The organism is Marinobacterium aestuarii, from assembly GCF_001651805.1.
Classification (GTDB): domain Bacteria; phylum Pseudomonadota; class Gammaproteobacteria; order Pseudomonadales; family Balneatricaceae; genus Marinobacterium_A; species Marinobacterium_A aestuarii.
Genome location: NZ_CP015839.1, coordinates 3,883,020 through 3,899,154, shown reverse-complemented (window position 1 = coordinate 3,899,154; position 16,135 = coordinate 3,883,020). Strand labels below are relative to the sequence as shown.

20 protein-coding genes are annotated in these 16,135 nt (G+C 59.6%); 14 read left to right on the top strand and 6 right to left on the bottom strand.

Annotation, left to right across the window (positions count from 1 at the left end; all coding sequences use genetic code 11):
* The first annotated feature begins 206 nt into the window (after positions 1-206).
* The 5 genes from A8C75_RS23675 to A8C75_RS16970 all read left to right on the top strand — a co-directional run bounded on the left by A8C75_RS23675 (position 207) and on the right by A8C75_RS16970 (position 3,579).
* The gene (locus tag A8C75_RS23675; protein WP_157890318.1) at positions 207-512 is read left to right on the top strand and encodes a hypothetical protein; all 306 of its coding nucleotides are present in this window, start codon (positions 207-209) and stop codon (positions 510-512) included.
* Between the two features lie 83 nt (positions 513-595).
* A complete protein-coding gene (locus tag A8C75_RS16985) occupies positions 596-910 on the top strand; it encodes a hypothetical protein (protein WP_067385153.1) in 315 nt (104 codons plus the stop codon).
* Between the two features lie 47 nt (positions 911-957).
* Positions 958-2,313, top strand: coding sequence for a Do family serine endopeptidase (locus A8C75_RS16980; protein ID WP_067385150.1), 1,356 nt, complete (start codon positions 958-960; stop codon positions 2,311-2,313).
* A gap of 230 nt (positions 2,314-2,543) precedes the next feature.
* Complete coding sequence (locus A8C75_RS16975; RefSeq protein ID WP_067385147.1) at positions 2,544-3,002, top strand: CopD family protein; 459 nt, start codon at positions 2,544-2,546, stop codon at positions 3,000-3,002.
* A gap of 73 nt (positions 3,003-3,075) precedes the next feature.
* Complete coding sequence (locus A8C75_RS16970) at positions 3,076-3,579, top strand: Crp/Fnr family transcriptional regulator (protein WP_067385144.1); 504 nt, start codon at positions 3,076-3,078, stop codon at positions 3,577-3,579.
* A 76-nt stretch (positions 3,580-3,655) separates the two neighbouring features.
* Here A8C75_RS16970 and A8C75_RS16965 read toward each other — a convergent pair whose 3' ends face one another.
* Both A8C75_RS16965 and A8C75_RS16960 read right to left on the bottom strand, forming a co-directional pair.
* Positions 3,656-4,237 carry a YceI family protein gene (locus tag A8C75_RS16965; protein WP_067387468.1) on the bottom strand — a complete coding sequence of 194 codons (582 nt, stop codon included), beginning with the start codon at positions 4,235-4,237 and terminating at the stop codon, positions 3,656-3,658.
* A 203-nt stretch (positions 4,238-4,440) separates the two neighbouring features.
* Entirely contained in the window at positions 4,441-5,298 is an 858-nt protein-coding gene (locus tag A8C75_RS16960) for an MraY family glycosyltransferase (protein WP_067385141.1), read from the bottom strand.
* 204 nt (positions 5,299-5,502) lie between these two features.
* On the opposite strand from A8C75_RS16960, the gene A8C75_RS16955 reads away from it, so the two are divergent.
* From A8C75_RS16955 to A8C75_RS16945, 3 genes are all read left to right on the top strand, one after another.
* Positions 5,503-6,219, top strand: a complete 717-nt coding sequence (locus A8C75_RS16955; protein ID WP_067385138.1) for a response regulator — start codon at positions 5,503-5,505, stop codon at positions 6,217-6,219.
* Positions 6,219-7,592 carry a sensor histidine kinase gene (locus A8C75_RS16950; protein ID WP_067385135.1) on the top strand — a complete coding sequence of 458 codons (1,374 nt, stop codon included), beginning with the start codon at positions 6,219-6,221 and terminating at the stop codon, positions 7,590-7,592. The genes A8C75_RS16955 and A8C75_RS16950 overlap by 1 nt, the downstream gene beginning before the upstream one ends.
* Before the next feature lie 391 nt (positions 7,593-7,983).
* Positions 7,984-8,319 carry an AbrB family transcriptional regulator gene (locus A8C75_RS16945; protein ID WP_067385132.1) on the top strand — a complete coding sequence of 112 codons (336 nt, stop codon included), beginning with the start codon at positions 7,984-7,986 and terminating at the stop codon, positions 8,317-8,319.
* Positions 8,320-8,350: 31 nt separating this feature from the next.
* Here the strand turns inward: A8C75_RS16945 and A8C75_RS16940 are convergent, their stop codons facing one another.
* Together A8C75_RS16940 and yaaA are read right to left on the bottom strand one after the other, a co-directional pair.
* Positions 8,351-9,340 (bottom strand): aldo/keto reductase, encoded by a 990-nt coding sequence (locus A8C75_RS16940; protein ID WP_067385129.1) that lies wholly within the window; start codon positions 9,338-9,340, stop codon positions 8,351-8,353.
* 42 nt (positions 9,341-9,382) lie between these two features.
* Entirely contained in the window at positions 9,383-10,156 is a 774-nt protein-coding gene (gene yaaA / locus A8C75_RS16935) for a peroxide stress protein YaaA (protein ID WP_067387466.1), read from the bottom strand.
* Between the two features lie 188 nt (positions 10,157-10,344).
* On the opposite strand from yaaA, the gene A8C75_RS16930 reads away from it, so the two are divergent.
* Entirely contained in the window at positions 10,345-11,145 is an 801-nt protein-coding gene (locus A8C75_RS16930; protein WP_067385126.1) for an AzlC family ABC transporter permease, read from the top strand.
* Positions 11,142-11,465, top strand: a complete 324-nt coding sequence (locus A8C75_RS16925) for an AzlD domain-containing protein (protein ID WP_067385122.1) — start codon at positions 11,142-11,144, stop codon at positions 11,463-11,465. The genes A8C75_RS16930 and A8C75_RS16925 overlap by 4 nt, the downstream gene beginning before the upstream one ends.
* 47 nt (positions 11,466-11,512) lie before the next feature.
* Here the strand turns inward: A8C75_RS16925 and A8C75_RS16920 are convergent, their stop codons facing one another.
* Positions 11,513-11,746, bottom strand: a complete 234-nt coding sequence (locus tag A8C75_RS16920; protein WP_067385119.1) for a DUF2789 domain-containing protein — start codon at positions 11,744-11,746, stop codon at positions 11,513-11,515.
* A 243-nt stretch (positions 11,747-11,989) separates the two neighbouring features.
* Between A8C75_RS16920 and trpS the strand changes: the two genes are divergently transcribed.
* The 3 genes from trpS (at position 11,990) to A8C75_RS16905 (ending at position 14,513) form a co-directional block, all read left to right on the top strand.
* Positions 11,990-13,273, top strand: a complete 1,284-nt coding sequence (trpS, locus tag A8C75_RS16915) for a tryptophan--tRNA ligase (protein WP_067385117.1) — start codon at positions 11,990-11,992, stop codon at positions 13,271-13,273.
* Positions 13,274-13,297: 24 nt separating this feature from the next.
* Entirely contained in the window at positions 13,298-14,161 is an 864-nt protein-coding gene (locus tag A8C75_RS16910; RefSeq protein WP_067385113.1) for a sulfurtransferase, read from the top strand.
* Positions 14,162-14,315: 154 nt separating this feature from the next.
* Positions 14,316-14,513, top strand: a complete 198-nt coding sequence (locus A8C75_RS16905; protein ID WP_067385109.1) for a hypothetical protein — start codon at positions 14,316-14,318, stop codon at positions 14,511-14,513.
* A 47-nt stretch (positions 14,514-14,560) separates the two neighbouring features.
* On the opposite strand, the gene cysK is transcribed toward A8C75_RS16905, so the two are convergent.
* Positions 14,561-15,529 carry a cysteine synthase A gene (cysK, locus tag A8C75_RS16900; protein ID WP_067385106.1) on the bottom strand — a complete coding sequence of 323 codons (969 nt, stop codon included), beginning with the start codon at positions 15,527-15,529 and terminating at the stop codon, positions 14,561-14,563.
* Positions 15,530-15,682: 153 nt separating this feature from the next.
* Between cysK and A8C75_RS16895 the strand changes: the two genes are divergently transcribed.
* Positions 15,683-16,132, top strand: coding sequence for a tetratricopeptide repeat protein (locus tag A8C75_RS16895; RefSeq protein ID WP_227819953.1), 450 nt, complete (start codon positions 15,683-15,685; stop codon positions 16,130-16,132).
* Positions 16,133-16,135 lie beyond the last annotated feature (3 nt).

Sequence of the window (16,135 nt, the reverse complement as noted above, 5' to 3'; positions counted from 1 at the left end):
CCTGAGTTCTGCAAGATTAACTGCCGCAGCGATAGGGGAGTAACGGCAGAATTCTGTGGCTGGCGCCCGGCTTTTGGGGCGGCCAGGGCGAAGCGCATAGTTGCGCGGGCAAGTTTTCGTTTGTTTGGCGCAGAACTAAATGCGATTCGTGCAATCTATTGAAACTGCACCGGTAATTAACCTGATGTACGGAGCCTGGAACGGACGTGAAGGCATTATTCTATACTCTGACATTGCTGCTGTTTTCGCTGGGCGCATCCGCATCCGAGCATGCTCATGATGAAGCGCTGCCGGCGAGCCATGCTGATTTCAGCACGCTGTCTGCGGTTATTGATCCGGCGCCTTGCAGCGGTGCGGATCGTATTTTTGCCGCCGCTGTATTAACCAGCCTGCTTGATCTGCCGCCAGCTAAGCCTGGGTTCCAATGTCGGCTTGGCTATGGCTCATCGGTCAGTGGTCTCCAGTCGATCCGCGCCCCCCCTGCCTCTCTTGTGTCCCGTTCGAGCGTTTAACAACTGCATTGTTATTTTTATTGATTCCATTTATTTGGGGTGGCATCTGCACGTCTGCAGCCTGTGGCCCCCCGGGGGATTGCATGATTACTTCGACTCTTTTTCGTCACGGTGTGAGCGATGCGCCCGCCAAACAGCAGATCAGCCACCGGCTGCAACGGCTCGCCGCAGCGGCGCCGCAGATTACCCGGGTGGATATAGTGCTGGATCAGGTACCTTATGGAGGGCGTCCCAAGCACCTGTATCAGTGCCATATTTCGATGCGTTCCGCCGGGCGCAAGCAGTGCGATGTCTACGTGAACAATGGCTCCATTGATCTTGCGGTCGCGGATGCTTTCGATCAGATAGGCAGTTTTATTCGCTACAAAAATCCCGAAAACCGGGCGCTGAACCGATAGCCCCGAGAGTACGTATGAACACTTTAATGCACAGGAGTACCCCTACAATGGCGCGTAAATTCAGGTACATGCTGATTCTGGTGCTTGGCACCCTGTCGAGCCTGAGCATGGCGGGCTTGCCGATGGCCGATGGTTCGGGGCGCGAGCTGCCGTCCCTGGCGCCCATGCTGGAGCAGGTCAATCCGGCGGTAGTGAACATCTCGACCTATACCAGCAAGGAGCAACAGCAGAATCCCTTGCTGCAGGATCCATTCTTTCGGCGCTTTTTCAATATTCCCGATGAGCAGGCCCGGCCGCGCCCGCGGCGCCGTCAGACCAGTGCTGGCTCCGGTGTTATCGTTGATGCCGCCAAGGGCTCCATTGTTACCAACTTCCATGTCATCAAGGGCGCGGATGAAATTCAGGTTTCGCTGGTCGATGGCCGCACCTTCGAGGCGCAGCTGGTAGGTGGCGATCCCGAGGTGGATATCGCGGTGCTGCAGATCCAAGCTGACGCCCTCACAGCTGTGTCACTGGCGGACTCGGACAATCTGCGCGTAGGTGATTTCGTGGTGGCCATTGGCAATCCCTTTGGTCTGGGCCAGACCATTACCACCGGTGTTGTCAGTGCGCTGGGGCGCAGTGGGCTTGGAATCGAGGGCTATGAAGACTTTATCCAGACCGATGCCTCGATCAATCCGGGTAACTCCGGCGGTGCGCTGGTGAACCTGCGCGGCGAGCTGGTGGGGATCAATACGGCCATTATTGCCCCGGGTGGCGGCAACGTGGGTATCGGTTTTGCCATTCCGGTCAATATGGCCCAGGCCAGTGCGGCGCAGATTCTGGAACACGGCGAGGTCAAACGGGGCCAGATCGGCGTTGCGATTCAGGACATGACACCTGCGTTGCAAAAGGCCTTCAAACTGCCCAATGGCCAGAAAGGCGTGCTGGTGACCGATGTGAAGAAGGATTCTGAAGCCGACAAGGCAGGATTGGAAGCCGGTGACCTGATCATGGCCGTTAATGGCCAGGCAACGCCGAGTACCGGTCAGCTGCGCAACAGCATTGCTTTCAGCGATATTGGCGAAACCCTGATATTGAAGGTATTGCGTGATGGCAGAATCCTGATGCTTGAGGTGGATGTCGGTGAGTCGGCGGACTGGGCGCTCAAAGCTGGGCATCCGCTGCTGCAGAACCTGACGCTGCAGCCCAACCCCCAGGGGCCCGGTGTGCAGATCAAGGCGCTGGCGCCGGACTCAATGGCGGCGGCCAATGGCCTGCGTGCCAATGATATCCTGCTGAGCGTTAACCGGGTCAAGGTCGCCTCGGAGCAGGATATCGCCCAGGCGCTGCAGAAAAGTGACGATCCCGTACTGTTGCAGGTCGAGCGGGGCGGTGGTGTGTTTTTTCTGGTGATTCACTAATTTAAGTCGGCAACACTGAAGGACAAACAGGCGTCCTGCCTGTTTGTCCTTCATTTCTCCTGCAATATGAGGGTTAGCGCAGTGCCTGCCTGTCGTACCAGGCACGGTGATGAGCGAGTGACCCGACTAACTACTTCCAGACTTCCTGCTTCTAAGGCGTTATGTCGCTTCACTGCGACCGCTTTCTGTGCTTCCATCGGCGGTCTATTAACCGAACAGGATTTTCTCCCATGCCTCTGGCCATTAGTCTGCATCTGCTTGCTGCCGTTATCTGGGTGGGAGGCATGTTTTTCGCCTACCAGTGCCTGCGCCCGGTGGCTGCCAAAGTGCTGGAACCGCCACTGCGCCTGACGCTCTGGTGCCATCTGTTCAGCCGCTTCTTCGCCTGGGTCTGGGGTGCAATAGTCACGCTGCTCGTTACCGGCCACTGGATGATCGGACTGATGGGCGGCATGGCCGCGGTGGGGATGCATGTACACGTCATGCTTGCCACTGGGTACCTGATGGTGGCGCTCTTCCTGCATCTGTATTTTGCCCCCTATCAGCGCCTGAAAAAGGCAGTGGGCGCGTCCGACTGGCCGCAGGCGGGCGTGCAGCTCAACAAGATTCGGCTCTTTGTGGGCATTAATCTGCTGCTGGGGCTGATCACAGTGATCAATGCTGTCGGCGGGCGAATGCTCTACGCTTAAGGCGGGAGCGGGATGTTAGTGGGTCGGCGGCGCTGTCGCCAATCGGTCTTCGCAAGTGGTAACAGGTTGTCGCATGAAAACCATAGATGGCCAGGCACTCTGGCATTCATTGGGAGCGAGTCATTTCAGGGAGATGTCTACATTCGGCGCCTTGCCGGACAGTACGGTGCAACGCCTGCTGACAGAAGGTAAGGTGCGGCAGCTCGACAAGGGGGAGGTGCTGTACCGGGCCGGTGATCGGGTCTACAGCTTCTTTGTGGTGATTAGCGGCAAGCTGGCGATGTATATCTGCGCCGAGGATCAGTACGCTTTTTCGCGCCACCATATTAGAGGCGAAGAGCTGGGTTTTGTCGCCATGATTGGCTTGCATGACAGGGTCGGAACGGCGGTCGCGGCTGAGGAAACCCTGGTGGCGGAAATATCGTCCGATCAGTTTCTCGAATTGCACATCAGCGAGCCCGAAGCTTTCGGCCTGCTGTTGCTGAACCTGTCGCGGGAAATGGCCCGGGGCATTCGTCAGCTGAACAACATCATTGTTCAGATGAGCATGCAGCAAAACACGGGCAAGGCCGGCTGATTCGCGCAGCCTTGTACGTGCTTTAATCGAGCTGCGCGCCGGCGACACCGCTCTGGTGCCGCCGTCACTTATCCGCTTACTCGGGTGCGGCTTCAAGATCCAGGTGCAGGGACACTTCATCGCCGATGGCGGGCAGGCCGTAGCCCATGCCGAAGTCGCTGCGCTTGATGGTGCCGCTGGCGGAGAAACCGGCCATCGGTGCCTTGGTGAAGGGGTGCGGGCCAATCTTGTTGATGGTCATGTCCAGTACCACCGGCTTGGTAACGCCCAGCAGGGTCAGATCACCTTCAAGGGTGGCGGTATTGTCACCGGTCTTGGTGATCTTGCTGCTTTCGAACGTCATTTCAGAGAATTCGGCAGCATTGAAAAAGTCCGGCGAGCGCAGGTGCTCGTCACGCTTCTCATGGAAGGTGGTAACCGATTCAGTGTCGATGACCATCTTGATGCTGGAGTTTTCGATATTGTCGGCGTCCAGCATCAGGGTGCCGTCCAGCTTGCCGAAGCGGCCGAACATGGTGGAAAAGCCCAGGTGGTTGATGTTGAACACGGCACTGGTGTGAGCCATGTCGATCTTGTAGTTGGCAGGCGCAGCCAAGGCTGCACCACTGGACAGGGTGGCGGCAATAACGCTGGCGGTGAGCAGGGATTTCAGGGTCATGGTCAGTTCCTTTCGGTTGTTGGTTTTGTACTGCATAAAGCAAAGTGGAATTAGTAACCCGGAGGGTTACTACATGAAGCAGGGATGCTTCATCATTGGCCGCAGGCCAATGCGAACGCCAGAAAAACCAGCATGTCCGCGCACCTGCGCCCGTTTTTATGGCGTGACGGACAAATAGGGAGGGAGCCTATTTGTCCGCCAGGTCAATAGTAACCTGAGGCGCTGTCGGCGCTCAGCAGCAGTGCCACGGCAATGGCCAGCGCGCAGATCAGGGCGCCAAGCGTGGCCAGACACAGAGCCCGGGGTCCGGGCTGGGTGACATTGCGCAGGCCCGGCAATCGGGCCTGCAGCAGGTCGATCAGTAGCAAGGGGGTCAGCAGCAGCAGGGCCCAGCCGCTGGCCTTGGTGAAAAACAGCAGCTGAGCACAGAGGGCTGTCAGTGCGGTGATCAGTACATAATGGCCGCTGGCCCCCAGGGGAAAGCGAACCCGGGGCCAGTTCCACAGCAGGAAGCCGCCGCAGGCCGCCATCATGGCAAAGCCGGTTTGAGCGATGGATGCCGAGGCGCCGATCAGGCTGATGGCGCCGACGCCGCCGCTGGCAAAGAGCAGCATGATGCCGCCATCAAGGCGTTCCCGGGTCGCGCTGCTGCGCAGGGTGGCGAGCAGGGCGACGGCGATCAGCAGCAGTATCAGAACCCAGCCTGCCAGGTCGATGCGCTCGATGCGGCTGCCCAGCAACCAGCCCAGGGCAATGAGGGAGAGCACAAAGCCGATTCCCTGCCGGAGGCGGCCGCGCAGATTCAGAGCGTCGATAACGAGTCCCAGTACCAGTGCCAGTGCGACCAGGTAGGGCAGCTTTTGCGATGCCGAGCGCGGTGGAAACACCGGTATCTGGATAAGCAGCAGGCTGGCAAGAAAACCAATGGCAATGGCGGCGCTGGCAAGCCGGGCGCCGGCGTGGGGGCCGAATGCCAGGCGGATCAGCCCGCTCAAGCCCAGGGCCAGCAGCAGGGGCAGCAGTGAGCTTTGTATGGCGGGGTTATTCAACAAGGATGACATCCGTGCGCCTCGGCCTTTATATCGATGGGTTGCGGTCAGGGCTCTATTAAGCCGGTTAAATGTGTACAAAGTTTTTCAGTCAGCGGCTGAATTGTCGCGCCTTGTCGCAAGTGGCTCGCCTGGCATACTTTGATACACTTTGCTGTTCGCCCAGGGCCTGCACAGCAGTTAAGCTGGCCAGATTCCCACACCGACTGAGATCCCATGAATTCGACGCCCCACATACTTGTTGTTGACGACCATCAGGAGATTCGTGATCTGGTGGCGCGCTATCTTGAACAGTACGAGATGCGGGTCAGCACGGCGCGGGACGGTCAGGAAATGAAAAGGCGCCTGGCAGGCAGCGCCATCGATCTGGTGGTGCTGGATCTGATGATGCCGGGGGAAGATGGGCTGGCGCTCTGCCGTCATCTGCGTGAACACAGCCAGATTCCCATTATCATGCTGACCGCGATGGCGGAAGAAACCGACCGGGTGCTGGGACTTGAAATGGGCGCCGATGATTACCTCACCAAACCGTTTTTCCCCCGCGAGTTGCTGGCGCGCATCAAGGCGGTGTTGCGACGCACCGAGGCGCTGCCACCGCAGCGCGAGGCGCCGGCGGTGGAGCAGCTGCGCTTTGCCGGCTGGCGGCTGGATGTTGCACGCCGGGAGCTGGTGGGGGCCGATGAGGTGGCGGTACCCCTGAGCACCGCTGAATTCAAGCTGCTGTCGACCTTTCTGGCGCATCCGCAGCGAGTGCTGAGCCGCGAGCAGCTGCTGGATATGACAAGGGGCCGCCAGGCTGAGGTATTCGATCGCAGTATCGATAACCAGGTCAGTCGGCTGCGCCGCAAGATCGAGCAGGATCCGGGTAATCCGGTACTGATCAAGACGGTGTGGGGCGGTGGCTACATGCTCAGCGTCGAGGTAAGCGAGTAATGCTGCGCTACCTGCGCCAGAGCCTGCCCGGCAGGGTGATTGGTCTGCTGATCGTGACGCTGGGGATTGTGAATGCCACGACGGTGTATATCTTCTTCGAGGAGCGCAGTCGCGCCGTGCGGCACAGCCAGATGGAAGACCTGGTCTCGCGCAGCGCCGCCATGGAGCGTCTGCTCGGCGACACACCGATCGAGCTGCATCAGCAGATGCTCAGCTCCGTGACCAGCACCCGTTTTCGCTTCGCCATTGAGGACGATGCCGCCGCCAGCCCCGCTGAGCGCACCGCGCCTGATCATCCGCTGTATCAGCGTTTAAGCGACCTTTCCAGCACGGCGCCGGATCAGACCCGGCTGTCGATCAGCCCGCGTTACTACTGGTGCTACAGCTGGGTACAGAATCTGCTCAGGCCCAATTTGCTGTTCGACTCCGCCGACGGTGGCCTGCCCCTGGCCACGGTATCGCTGCAGCGTGGCGACGGCCAGTGGCTCAATGCGGTGCTGCTGTCGCCCACCAAATTGCCGAGCTGGATAGGCCCGCTGCTGGTGGCGCTGGGGCTCTTTGCTCTTACGGTCATAGTGGTGGTGCTGATTGTACGCCACGTCACAGCGCCTCTGGCGGCGCTGACCCAGGCGGCGGACCGAATAGGGCGCGGCGAGGCAACAGAGGTTATTTCCGAGCAGGGCCCGCAGGATATGCGCCACACCATGCGGGCCTTCAACCGCATGCGTGAGCGCCTCGAGCGCTTCGTGCGCAACCGTACCCAGATGATGGCGGCCATTTCCCATGACCTGCGCACCCCGCTGACGTCCCTGCGCCTGCATGCCGAGTTTCTGCCCCAGGGGCCGGAGCGGGACAAGATGCTGTGCATCCTGGGGGAAATGCAGGACATGATAAATGCGACCCTGGCGTTCACACGGGAGGATGCGGTGCAGGAAGACTCACGCAATGTGGACCTGGCGGCCCTGACCGGCAGTCTGTGTGACGACCTGCAGGCGCTGGGACTGAATATCAGCTATGACGACAGTCGGCGAATTCCGTTTTTGTGCCGGCCTGTGTCCCTGCGCCGGGCCCTGAGCAACCTGCTTGAAAATGCCTGTCACTATGGCGGCAGTGCCGAGGTCGAAATACGTCAGGACGCCCAGCAGCTGCAGATATTTGTGCGTGATCAGGGGCCCGGTATAGCGGCGGCGGATCTTGAACGGGTGTTCGATCCCTTCGTGCGGCTGGAAGGGTCACGCAACCGGGATACCGGCGGCATAGGCCTGGGGCTCTCCATCGCCCGCAGCATTGCCCACGCCCACGGTGGCGAGATTCATTTGCGTAATCGCACCACTGGCGGTCTCGAAGTCGAGCTGCAACTGCCGCGCAGCTGAGCACAGTAGCCCTGGCGCTATTGAACACAGGGAGTGTCGCCTGGCCGCTGGTTTTGCCGGGCTGGCGGCTGACAGATTTCCGTTATATAGTTCCGCCTGCGCTCTGAGACTAAGGTTGCGGGGCCGAAAACAATAACAAGGGTGCGATGAATGAAAGCTTTTCTGAATGCTTGTGTGCGCTCACTGGCGAAATGCAGTGTCTATTTCACCTATGTGGAGTCCCGGCCTGACCTGCTCGAAGGCGCTCGGATCGTCAGACACTGAGGATTGAGGCTCGGGCAGCCTCCTGAAACGCTTTGCAAGGATCGCTTCAGAAAAAGCACCGCTGGCCAGGTCAGCGGTGCTTTTTTGTCATTGGGCCTGCTTTTCCTGAGTTGCCGGACTGGACCTTATGCGCATAACCCTGGTCACTCTGATACTCGCCACCCTGGGCGGTTACCTGGCGTGGCTGGCCGAGATTCCGTTGCCCTGGATGCTGGGGTCCATGTGCCTGACCGGAGCCCTGGCGGTCGCGGGCAGGCCCGTGGCGGTGCCGGCGGGATTGCGCAGTCTGTTTCTGGCGGTACTGGGGGTCTATCTCGGTTCCGGCGTCTCATCGGACCTGGTGCAACAACTGCTGGGCTGGCGCTACTCCCTGGCACTGATTCTGCTTTATGTGCCGCTGCTGACGCTGATTCTGCTGATCACGGCCAGTCAGTACCTCTTTGCCCGTGAGCGCGCCCTTTAAGGGGGTGGAGCTAAGGGCTCAGCGTAAGAGCTTAGAAAGTTTCGGTATCGACTTCCTGCAGGGTAGCGTCGTTATAGCGCGCGCCCTTGACCGTATGCTGGTTAATCAGCTCCCCCAGCCGTTCCATTGTTTCCTGCGACAGCTCGACCTCGGCGCTCTGGCTGTTTTCGATCATATGGTCGGCATTGCTGGTCCCCGGGATCGGAATGATGTGATCTGCCTTGGCCAGTAGCCAGGCCAGCGCCAGTTGCGCCATGGAGCATTCCGCCTGCCGTGCGATGCGGTGGTATTCGCGCAGCAGCGCAAGGTTGGCCGGGTAGTGCTGCTCGCTAAAGCGCGGCATGCTGCGCCTGAGGTCACTTTCGGCCAGTTGCCGCGGGTTGTTCAACTGGCCGGGCAGAAAGCCCCGGGCCAGCGGGCTGAAGGCCACGAAGGCGGCTCCTATGTCCTTGCAGGCCTGCAGCACGGCAATTTCGGGCTCGCGGGTCCAGAGTGAATACTCGCTCTGCACGGCACTGATCGGATGTTCGGCGTGGGCACGCTGCAGGGTCTTCGCCGATACTTCGGACAGGCCCAGGGCGCGGACTTTGCCCGCACGCACCAGATCACCCAGGGCGCCAACGCTTTCCTCGATGGGCACCTGCTTGTCCCAGCGGTGCAGGTAGTACAGATCAATGGTGTCGGTATTGAGGCGACGCAGGCTGTCTTCACAGGTTTTGCGCAGCACCTCGGGGCGGCCATTGATTTCCCGCGTGCCGGCCTCGTTCCGGAAAATACCGCACTTGCTCGTCAGCACGAACTCATCGCGCCTGTGCATCACCGCCTGGCCGAGCAGGCTTTCATTCTGCCCGAAACCATAGAGGGCGGCGGTATCGAGCAGGGTATGGCCTGCGTCCAGCGCCTGATGCAGCAGGCGGATGGCGCTGTCTTCATCGGGCCCAGGGCCATAGCCGTGGGACAGGCTCATGCAGCCGAAACCAATGGCCGAAACGTCGAAGGGGCCGAGTGTGCGCCGCTGCATAGGGTGCCTCTGGTACTGTTCGTGAAAAGTGAAAAGTAAGTGTTAAGCCTGGTCGCGAATAAAGACCCAGGTATCAGCCTCGGACATGGATTCAGCGAAGCGGTAACCGTCGCTATCGAAAGCGCGCAGCTGTTCGGGGTCCTGGATGCGGTTCTGGATAATGTAGCGCGCCATCAGGCCGCGGGCCTTCTTGGCGTAAAAACTGATGATCTTGTACTGGCCGTTTTTCCAGTCCTTGAATACCGGAGTGATCAGGCGTGCATCCAGTTTTTTGGGCTGCACGGATCGAAAATACTCATTGGAGGCCAGGTTCACCAGTACCGGTGTAGCGCCCAGTGCCAGTTCCTGATTCAGGGCTTCGGTCAGGCGCGGGCCCCAGAATGTATACAGGTCCTTGCCGCGGCTGTTACCAAGCTTGGTGCCCATTTCCAGCCGGTAGGGCTGCATCAGATCCAGCGGTTTGAGCAGGCCATACAAGCCCGACAGGATACGCAGTTTGGACTGGGCAAAGTCGAGATCATCCGCCGACAGACTTTCGGCATCCAGCCCCGTATAGACATCGCCCTTGAACGCCAGCAGCGCCTGCTTGGCGTTGTCGGCACTGAAAGGCGTTTCCCAGCTGGCATAGCGCGCCACATTGAGGCTGGCCAGTTTGTCGCTGAGCTTCATCAGCTGGGCCACATCCTGCACCGCCAGGGTGCGCAGCTCATCGATCAGCATTTGCGACTGCTCAAGGTAGGCCGGCTGGCTGTGCTGCTCGGTACCGGGGGGCGTTTCGAAATCCAGTGTCTTGGCGGGGGAGATGACTGTCAGCATGGGTACGGGATCTTTGGCTTCAATTCGACCCCGATCATACGCAGGTTGGGCCAGCAAAAAAAGCATCGCAGGCAGCAGGCCTGCGGGGGCTGCCCGTGATGCAAATAATGCAGCCTGACAGCCTTGGGGCTGCCAGCCACAGGCGCTATTTGTGCTAAAGTGGGCGGCACTTTATTTGCGAGCCGGATATGCAATATACAACGGGAAAGGAAGCCTTTTACGCCGGGGTTCGGGCGCTGTTGCCAGCAGCGCCGGGGGTGATCCCCTTTGGGCTGGTTACAGGCGTTACGGCTATCGAACAGGGATTGTCGCCACTGACCACCATCGGCATGACGGTGTTGTTCTTCGCCGGTGCCGCCCAGATGGCAGCGCTGCAACTGCTGCGCAACGATGCCTTCCCGCTGGTCATTATTGTCACGGCTCTGGTGATCAATCTGCGCTTTCTGATGTACAGCGCCTCCATGGCGCCGCATTTTGCCCGCTTGCCCAAACGCTGGAAATGGCCATTGTCCTATGTGCTGTCCGATCAGGCCTATGTGCTGAGCATCCTTAAATTTACCGATGGCAAATCGGCCTTGTATGGCCACTACTTTTTTGCCGGCGCAGGCTTCAGCATGTGGCTGACCTGGCAGCTGGCGGTGATGGCAGGGGCGTTTCTGGGGGCTGAGATTCCGGCCAGCTGGTCGCTGGACTTTGCCATTCCGCTGGTCTTTCTGGCGCTGCTGGTGCCCTCGGTCAGAAATAGCGCCTGCCTGGCAGCCGCCTGTGTCGGCGGGGTGGTAGCGGTGCTTGCGGTGGATATGGCCTATAACCTGGGTCTGCTGCTGGCGTCTGTGTGCGGTATTTGTACGGGTCTTATGGCGGAGCGTTTTCAGCGCCGCAGGCCTGGCCGGGCCCTGTCTCCGGCGGTTGAGGGTGATGCATCCGAGGAGATCGTACCCGAAGCTAAAGCTCCCGAGGAGAAAGTAACTGGGGAGAAAGCACCATGAGTGAACTGGAACTCTGGTTGCTGTTTCTTGCTGTGGGGCTGGGGACCTTTTCCCTGCGGCTTTCGTTTATTCAATTTCACGGTCAGTTGCGCTTGCCGGCGGTACTGAACCGGGCCCTGGTCTATGTGCCGGCCAGCGTACTGGCCGCTCTGGTGTTGCCATCGGTGGTCAACTCTGGCGCCGATGCTGAGCTGTCACTCCTGAGCCCGCGCACCCTTGCTGCGCTGGCGGCGGCGCTGGTGGCCTGGAAGACGAAAAACATTCTGCTAACCCTGGGCACTGGTATGGGGGTGCTCTGGCTGCTACAGGCATTTGGCTAAAGTAATAAAGCTTTGGCGGTAACGGCGGGTCTGGCGCCTGAGTTGATTCAGTTGCGCAGGCGGGTATTGAGCTCGTCGACCACCTCGCTCCAGTCCGAGTCATCGTCGATGGCTTCGCGCAGAAACGCCGCCTGTACCGGCGTCCAGAACGTGGCCTGGTCGAGTTGAATGTCCTGGCTGAAGAGCCGGTGGATGCGAATAAACTGCTCGACATCCTGCTCACTGCTGGGCAGACCGAGCTGCTCGAACAGGTTGTGCATACTGTGTTGCGAGGTATCCATGCTGATTTCCTGCCATGTGTTGCGGTGGTGCCCAGGCGCGACGCGTCTGATTCTGTGCCTGCACACTGGAGTCTTGTTCAGGTATGGGGGAAAGTCAAAGCGCAGGGTCGCGCCTGACCTGTGCTTCAGATCAGTGTTGCAGCCATAGCCCCGGCGGGGCTGTTCAGGGGCATAGGCGTGCCGAATTGTGTATCATGGCGCTCAACCTTTTCTGCAGGCTTGTAAAGAGTTCATCACAGAGCCATGACCAAAAAAACAGTACTTACCGGCATCACCACGAGCGGCACGCCGCATATCGGCAACTACCTCGGCGCCATCCAGCCGGCCATCGAAGCCAGCCGCAATCCGGCACTGGACAGCTATTTCTTTCTGGCCGATTTCCATGCCCTGATCAAATGCCATGATCCGGAGCGTGTGGCGCGTTCGACCCGCGAAATCGCCGCCACCTGGCTGGCCATGGGGCTGGATACCGATGCGGCGACTTACTATCGTCAGACGGACATCCCCGAGATACCCGAGCTGACCTGGATCCTGACCTGCATGACCTCCAAGGGTCTGATGAATCGGGCCCATGCGTACAAGGCGTCCACCGATGCGAACCGGGACGCGGGCAATGCGGATCTGGATGACGGCGTCACCATGGGGCTGTTCAGCTACCCGATTTTGATGGCCGCCGATATTCTGATGTTCAATGCCGACATTATTCCGGTGGGCAAGGATCAGATTCAGCATATTGAAATGGCGCGGGATATTGCCGGACGTTTCAATCATAACTATCAGCCGCTGTTTAACCTGCCTGAAGCTCAGGTGGATGAGCAGACCCAGCTGATTCCGGGGCTCGACGGGCGCAAGATGTCCAAGAGCTACGACAACACCATTCCGCTGTTCAGCTCCACGGATGAACTGCGCAAGCTGATCAACCTCATTACCACCGATCTGCGTGCGCCCGGCGAGCCCAAAGATCCGGATAGCAGCACACTGTTTCAGCTCTACAACTGCTTTGCCGATGAGGCCCAGGCCCAGGCCATGCGGCGTCAGTTCCTCGAAGGGATTGCCTGGGGTGAAGCCAAGAAGCAGCTGTTCGAGTTCCTGGATGCCAAGCTCAGCGCGCCGCGCAGCCGTTACAACGAGCTGATGCAGGATCTGGGTCATGTCGAGCAGGAGCTGCAAAAGGGCGCCGAGAAAGCCCGTGCCAAGGCCGCGCCTTTGCTGGAGCAGGTACGTATCGCCGCCGGTATTCGTCCGCTGACTTACCAGGCACCGGCGGCCGCGAACGACGCCAAAAAGAAAGCAAAGTCGGCTGAAGAGCTGGCGCGGGTGGACGAAGGCCGTCGCCGGGCTATTCTTATGCAGCTCAAGCCATTGCTCGATCAGGTCACCGGTGCCGACGACAAGGCTGCAGCTGCGGCCGATATCATTGCGCAGAAAAGCGCCGAAGTGGATGGGCTCAAGAAAAAGGCCCGCCAAAAAGCCCAGAACGAACTCGATGTGCTGCACGAAGAGCTGGCGGAGTTCCTTAACGCCTGATCCCAGCAGCCAAAAGGTGAAGCCATGTTGAACAGCCCGTTCAGTACAATTGTCAGTCCGCAGCAGCTGCAACAGTTGCTGGCGCAGAACGCCTCGCAGTGCTGCCTGCTGGATTGCCGCTTCAGCCTGGCGGACAAGGGCTATGGCCGGCGCCTCTATGGCGAGGGTCATATAGCGGGCGCCCATTACCTTGATCTGGATGATGATCTGGCTTCGCCGGTGGCGCCAGGCACGGGGCGTCATCCACTGCCGGACATGGACGCGCTTATGGCGCGGCTGCGCGCCTGTGGTATCGATGCCGCCAGGCAGGTTGTGGTGTACGACGATTGTGGCGGTGCCATGGCGGCCCGTGCCTGGTGGCTGCTGCGCGGTCTTGGGCTTGCGTCCGTCGCCGTGCTTGATGGTGGCATCGGGGCCTGGGTTGCTGAAGGCGGTGCCCTGAACGCAGAGATTCCCGTCGCTGCAGAATCCTCCTGGCAGGGTGAGTGGTCCGCTACCGGGGTGCTCGATAGCACCGCGGTGGAGGAAAACCTGCTATCAGATCAGTTAATACTGGTGGATGCTCGCAGCGCAGAGCGCTTTCGGGGTGAGCAGGAGCCGATAGACCCGGTGGCAGGCCATGTGCCGGGTGCGCTCAACCGTCCATTGGGCGACAACCTGCAGCAGGGGCGATTCAAGAACCCGCAGCAGCTCAAGGACGAGTGGAATTCGTTACTGGGTGGGCGCAATGCCAACCTGGTGGTGCACATGTGTGGCTCAGGTATAACGGCCTGCCATAATCTGCTGTCCATGCAGATTGCCGGCCTTGATGGCGCCGAGCTCTATCCCGGTTCCTGGAGCGAATGGATTCAGGATCCACTGCGGCCTGTGGCCACAGGCCCCGCCTGAGGCGCTTTCTTCGCCTGCATTCAACCCTGTTACTGTCATGAATCTGTTGGCAAACCGGCACAGGGCTGTCATCTGCCGTCGCTATCCTTAAAGTGCTATCCGGGTGGTTAGGCTAGACTTAATGGTTAAGACAATAATAACGGGAGAGTGGTGAATGCAGATCAAAGAGCAGATCAGAAAGATCGCCGTGCTGGATGTGGACGGTGAAAGTTTTGAAGTCGATGGTCATTACAGGGGGCATGCCCGCAAGGCGAGCTGGTATACGGTGACCCGCGCCAGCACCCGCAAGGTGCATGCGGATCATCTGGCAAGCTTCCCCAGCTGTGAAACGATACGCAGCCTGACCCACTAAGCGTCGGTCATGATAAAACGCCAGGGGCATGCCCCTGGCGTTTTTGTTTACTGCACCAGTTCGTTGTCGCTGAACATGCCTTCAAACAGTGCGGTCGACAGGTAGCGCTCGCCCGAGTCCGGCAGAATCACGACTATATGCTGGCCGGCGAAAGCCGGATCATTGGCGATGCGCAGTGCTGCACAGACCGCTGCGCCACAGGAAATCCCCGCCAGAATACCTTCCTTTTCCATCAGCGCCCGAGCGGTGGCGATGGCGTCGTCATTGCTGACCTGCTCGACCCGATCGATCAGTGCCAGATCCAGGTTGCCGGGTACGAAGCCTGCGCCAATGCCCTGGATCTTGTGCGGTGAAGGCTTGAGCTCATCGCCCGCCAGTGTCTGGCTGATAATGGGTGAGTCCACCGGCTCCACCGCCACGCTGGTGATGGCCTTGCCCTGGGTCTGCTTGATATAGCGTGATACGCCGGTAATAGTGCCGCCGGTACCCACGCCTGCTACCAGTACGTCCACCAGACCGTCGGTATCCTGCCAGATTTCGGGGCCTGTTGTCTTTTCGTGGATCTGCGGGTTGGCCGGGTTTTCAAACTGCTGCAGCATCAGGTGGGTCGAAGGGTTGCTTTCCACCAGTTCTGCGGCCTTGGCAATAGCGCCCTTCATGCCTTTGGCCGGTTCCGTCAGTACGATCTCGGCGCCCAGGGCTTTCATCAGCTTGCGGCGTTCAATGCTCATGGAGGAGGGCATGGTCAGTACCAGCTTGTAGCCGCGTGCCGCAGCAACATAGGCCAGGGCAACGCCGGTGTTGCCGCTGGTGGGTTCAACCAGGGTCATGCCGGGCTTGAGCTGGCCGGACTTTTCCGCCGCCCATACCATGCTGGCGCCGATACGGCACTTGACGGAGCCTGCCGGATTGCGGGATTCGATCTTGGCGTACAGCCGGGCGTTGGGGGCCAGCTGTTTGAGTTGTACCAGCGGTGTATTGCCAATGGATAAAGAGTTGTCCTCGTATATCTTCATGGTGATCCTTGCGTTGTGGGCGGTGGTAAAATCCGTTGCACAGTTATAGCGAACCCAGAGGCTTTGTGAAAGGCTGCGGGGGCTTGATGACAGAACAAGGCAGGATTGCCTTTAGCATTAATGATGAAAGAGAGGTAAAGGATGCGCTTGTTGATGAGAGTCCTGTCCCCAGTGGTGTTCTGGCTGGCCTATGGGCTCTTCAGAATGCGCTGGCTGAAGTCGTCACGTCGCCGGCATCTGCTGGCCATGAAGCTGTTCCGGCTGGCGGCGGATAACGGCCATCGCCGGGCGCTGTCGGTCTATGGTCATCTGCTGCACTTTAGGGGCGAGGGCATTGCCAACCGTATCCAGGGTGCGATCTATCTGCAGCTGGCCGCCGACAAGGGTGACAGCAAGGCCTGCTATCAGATGGGACGTATCTGCGAGCAGGGTTTTGAACACCGCTTCCCCGTCGATGAGGCCCGGGCACTGCATTACTATCGCCTTGCCGCCGAACAGCTGCACCCACTGGCCGTGCGCCGTCTGGCGGATGTCTACCGTGACGGCGAACTGGGGCAGAACGCCGATGGCCAGGCGGCAGAGCGCTGGGAACTGAACCTCTGACCG

Coding starts and splice junctions, on each gene's coding strand:
- A8C75_RS16985 (WP_067385153.1), top strand. CDS start 596: ATGATTACTTCGACTCTTTTTCGTCACGGTGTGAGCGATGCGCCCGCC.
- A8C75_RS16980 (WP_067385150.1), top strand. CDS start 958: ATGGCGCGTAAATTCAGGTACATGCTGATTCTGGTGCTTGGCACCCTG.
- A8C75_RS16975 (WP_067385147.1), top strand. CDS start 2,544: ATGCCTCTGGCCATTAGTCTGCATCTGCTTGCTGCCGTTATCTGGGTG.
- A8C75_RS16970 (WP_067385144.1), top strand. CDS start 3,076: ATGAAAACCATAGATGGCCAGGCACTCTGGCATTCATTGGGAGCGAGT.
- A8C75_RS16965 (WP_067387468.1), bottom strand. CDS start 4,237: ATGACCCTGAAATCCCTGCTCACCGCCAGCGTTATTGCCGCCACCCTG.
- A8C75_RS16960 (WP_067385141.1), bottom strand. CDS start 5,298: ATGTCATCCTTGTTGAATAACCCCGCCATACAAAGCTCACTGCTGCCC.
- A8C75_RS16955 (WP_067385138.1), top strand. CDS start 5,503: ATGAATTCGACGCCCCACATACTTGTTGTTGACGACCATCAGGAGATT.
- A8C75_RS16950 (WP_067385135.1), top strand. CDS start 6,219: ATGCTGCGCTACCTGCGCCAGAGCCTGCCCGGCAGGGTGATTGGTCTG.
- A8C75_RS16945 (WP_067385132.1), top strand. CDS start 7,984: ATGCGCATAACCCTGGTCACTCTGATACTCGCCACCCTGGGCGGTTAC.
- A8C75_RS16940 (WP_067385129.1), bottom strand. CDS start 9,340: ATGCAGCGGCGCACACTCGGCCCCTTCGACGTTTCGGCCATTGGTTTC.
- yaaA (WP_067387466.1), bottom strand. CDS start 10,156: ATGCTGACAGTCATCTCCCCCGCCAAGACACTGGATTTCGAAACGCCC.
- A8C75_RS16930 (WP_067385126.1), top strand. CDS start 10,345: ATGCAATATACAACGGGAAAGGAAGCCTTTTACGCCGGGGTTCGGGCG.
- A8C75_RS16925 (WP_067385122.1), top strand. CDS start 11,142: ATGAGTGAACTGGAACTCTGGTTGCTGTTTCTTGCTGTGGGGCTGGGG.
- A8C75_RS16920 (WP_067385119.1), bottom strand. CDS start 11,746: ATGGATACCTCGCAACACAGTATGCACAACCTGTTCGAGCAGCTCGGT.
- trpS (WP_067385117.1), top strand. CDS start 11,990: ATGACCAAAAAAACAGTACTTACCGGCATCACCACGAGCGGCACGCCG.
- A8C75_RS16910 (WP_067385113.1), top strand. CDS start 13,298: ATGTTGAACAGCCCGTTCAGTACAATTGTCAGTCCGCAGCAGCTGCAA.
- A8C75_RS16905 (WP_067385109.1), top strand. CDS start 14,316: ATGCAGATCAAAGAGCAGATCAGAAAGATCGCCGTGCTGGATGTGGAC.
- cysK (WP_067385106.1), bottom strand. CDS start 15,529: ATGAAGATATACGAGGACAACTCTTTATCCATTGGCAATACACCGCTG.
- A8C75_RS16895 (WP_227819953.1), top strand. CDS start 15,683: ATGAGAGTCCTGTCCCCAGTGGTGTTCTGGCTGGCCTATGGGCTCTTC.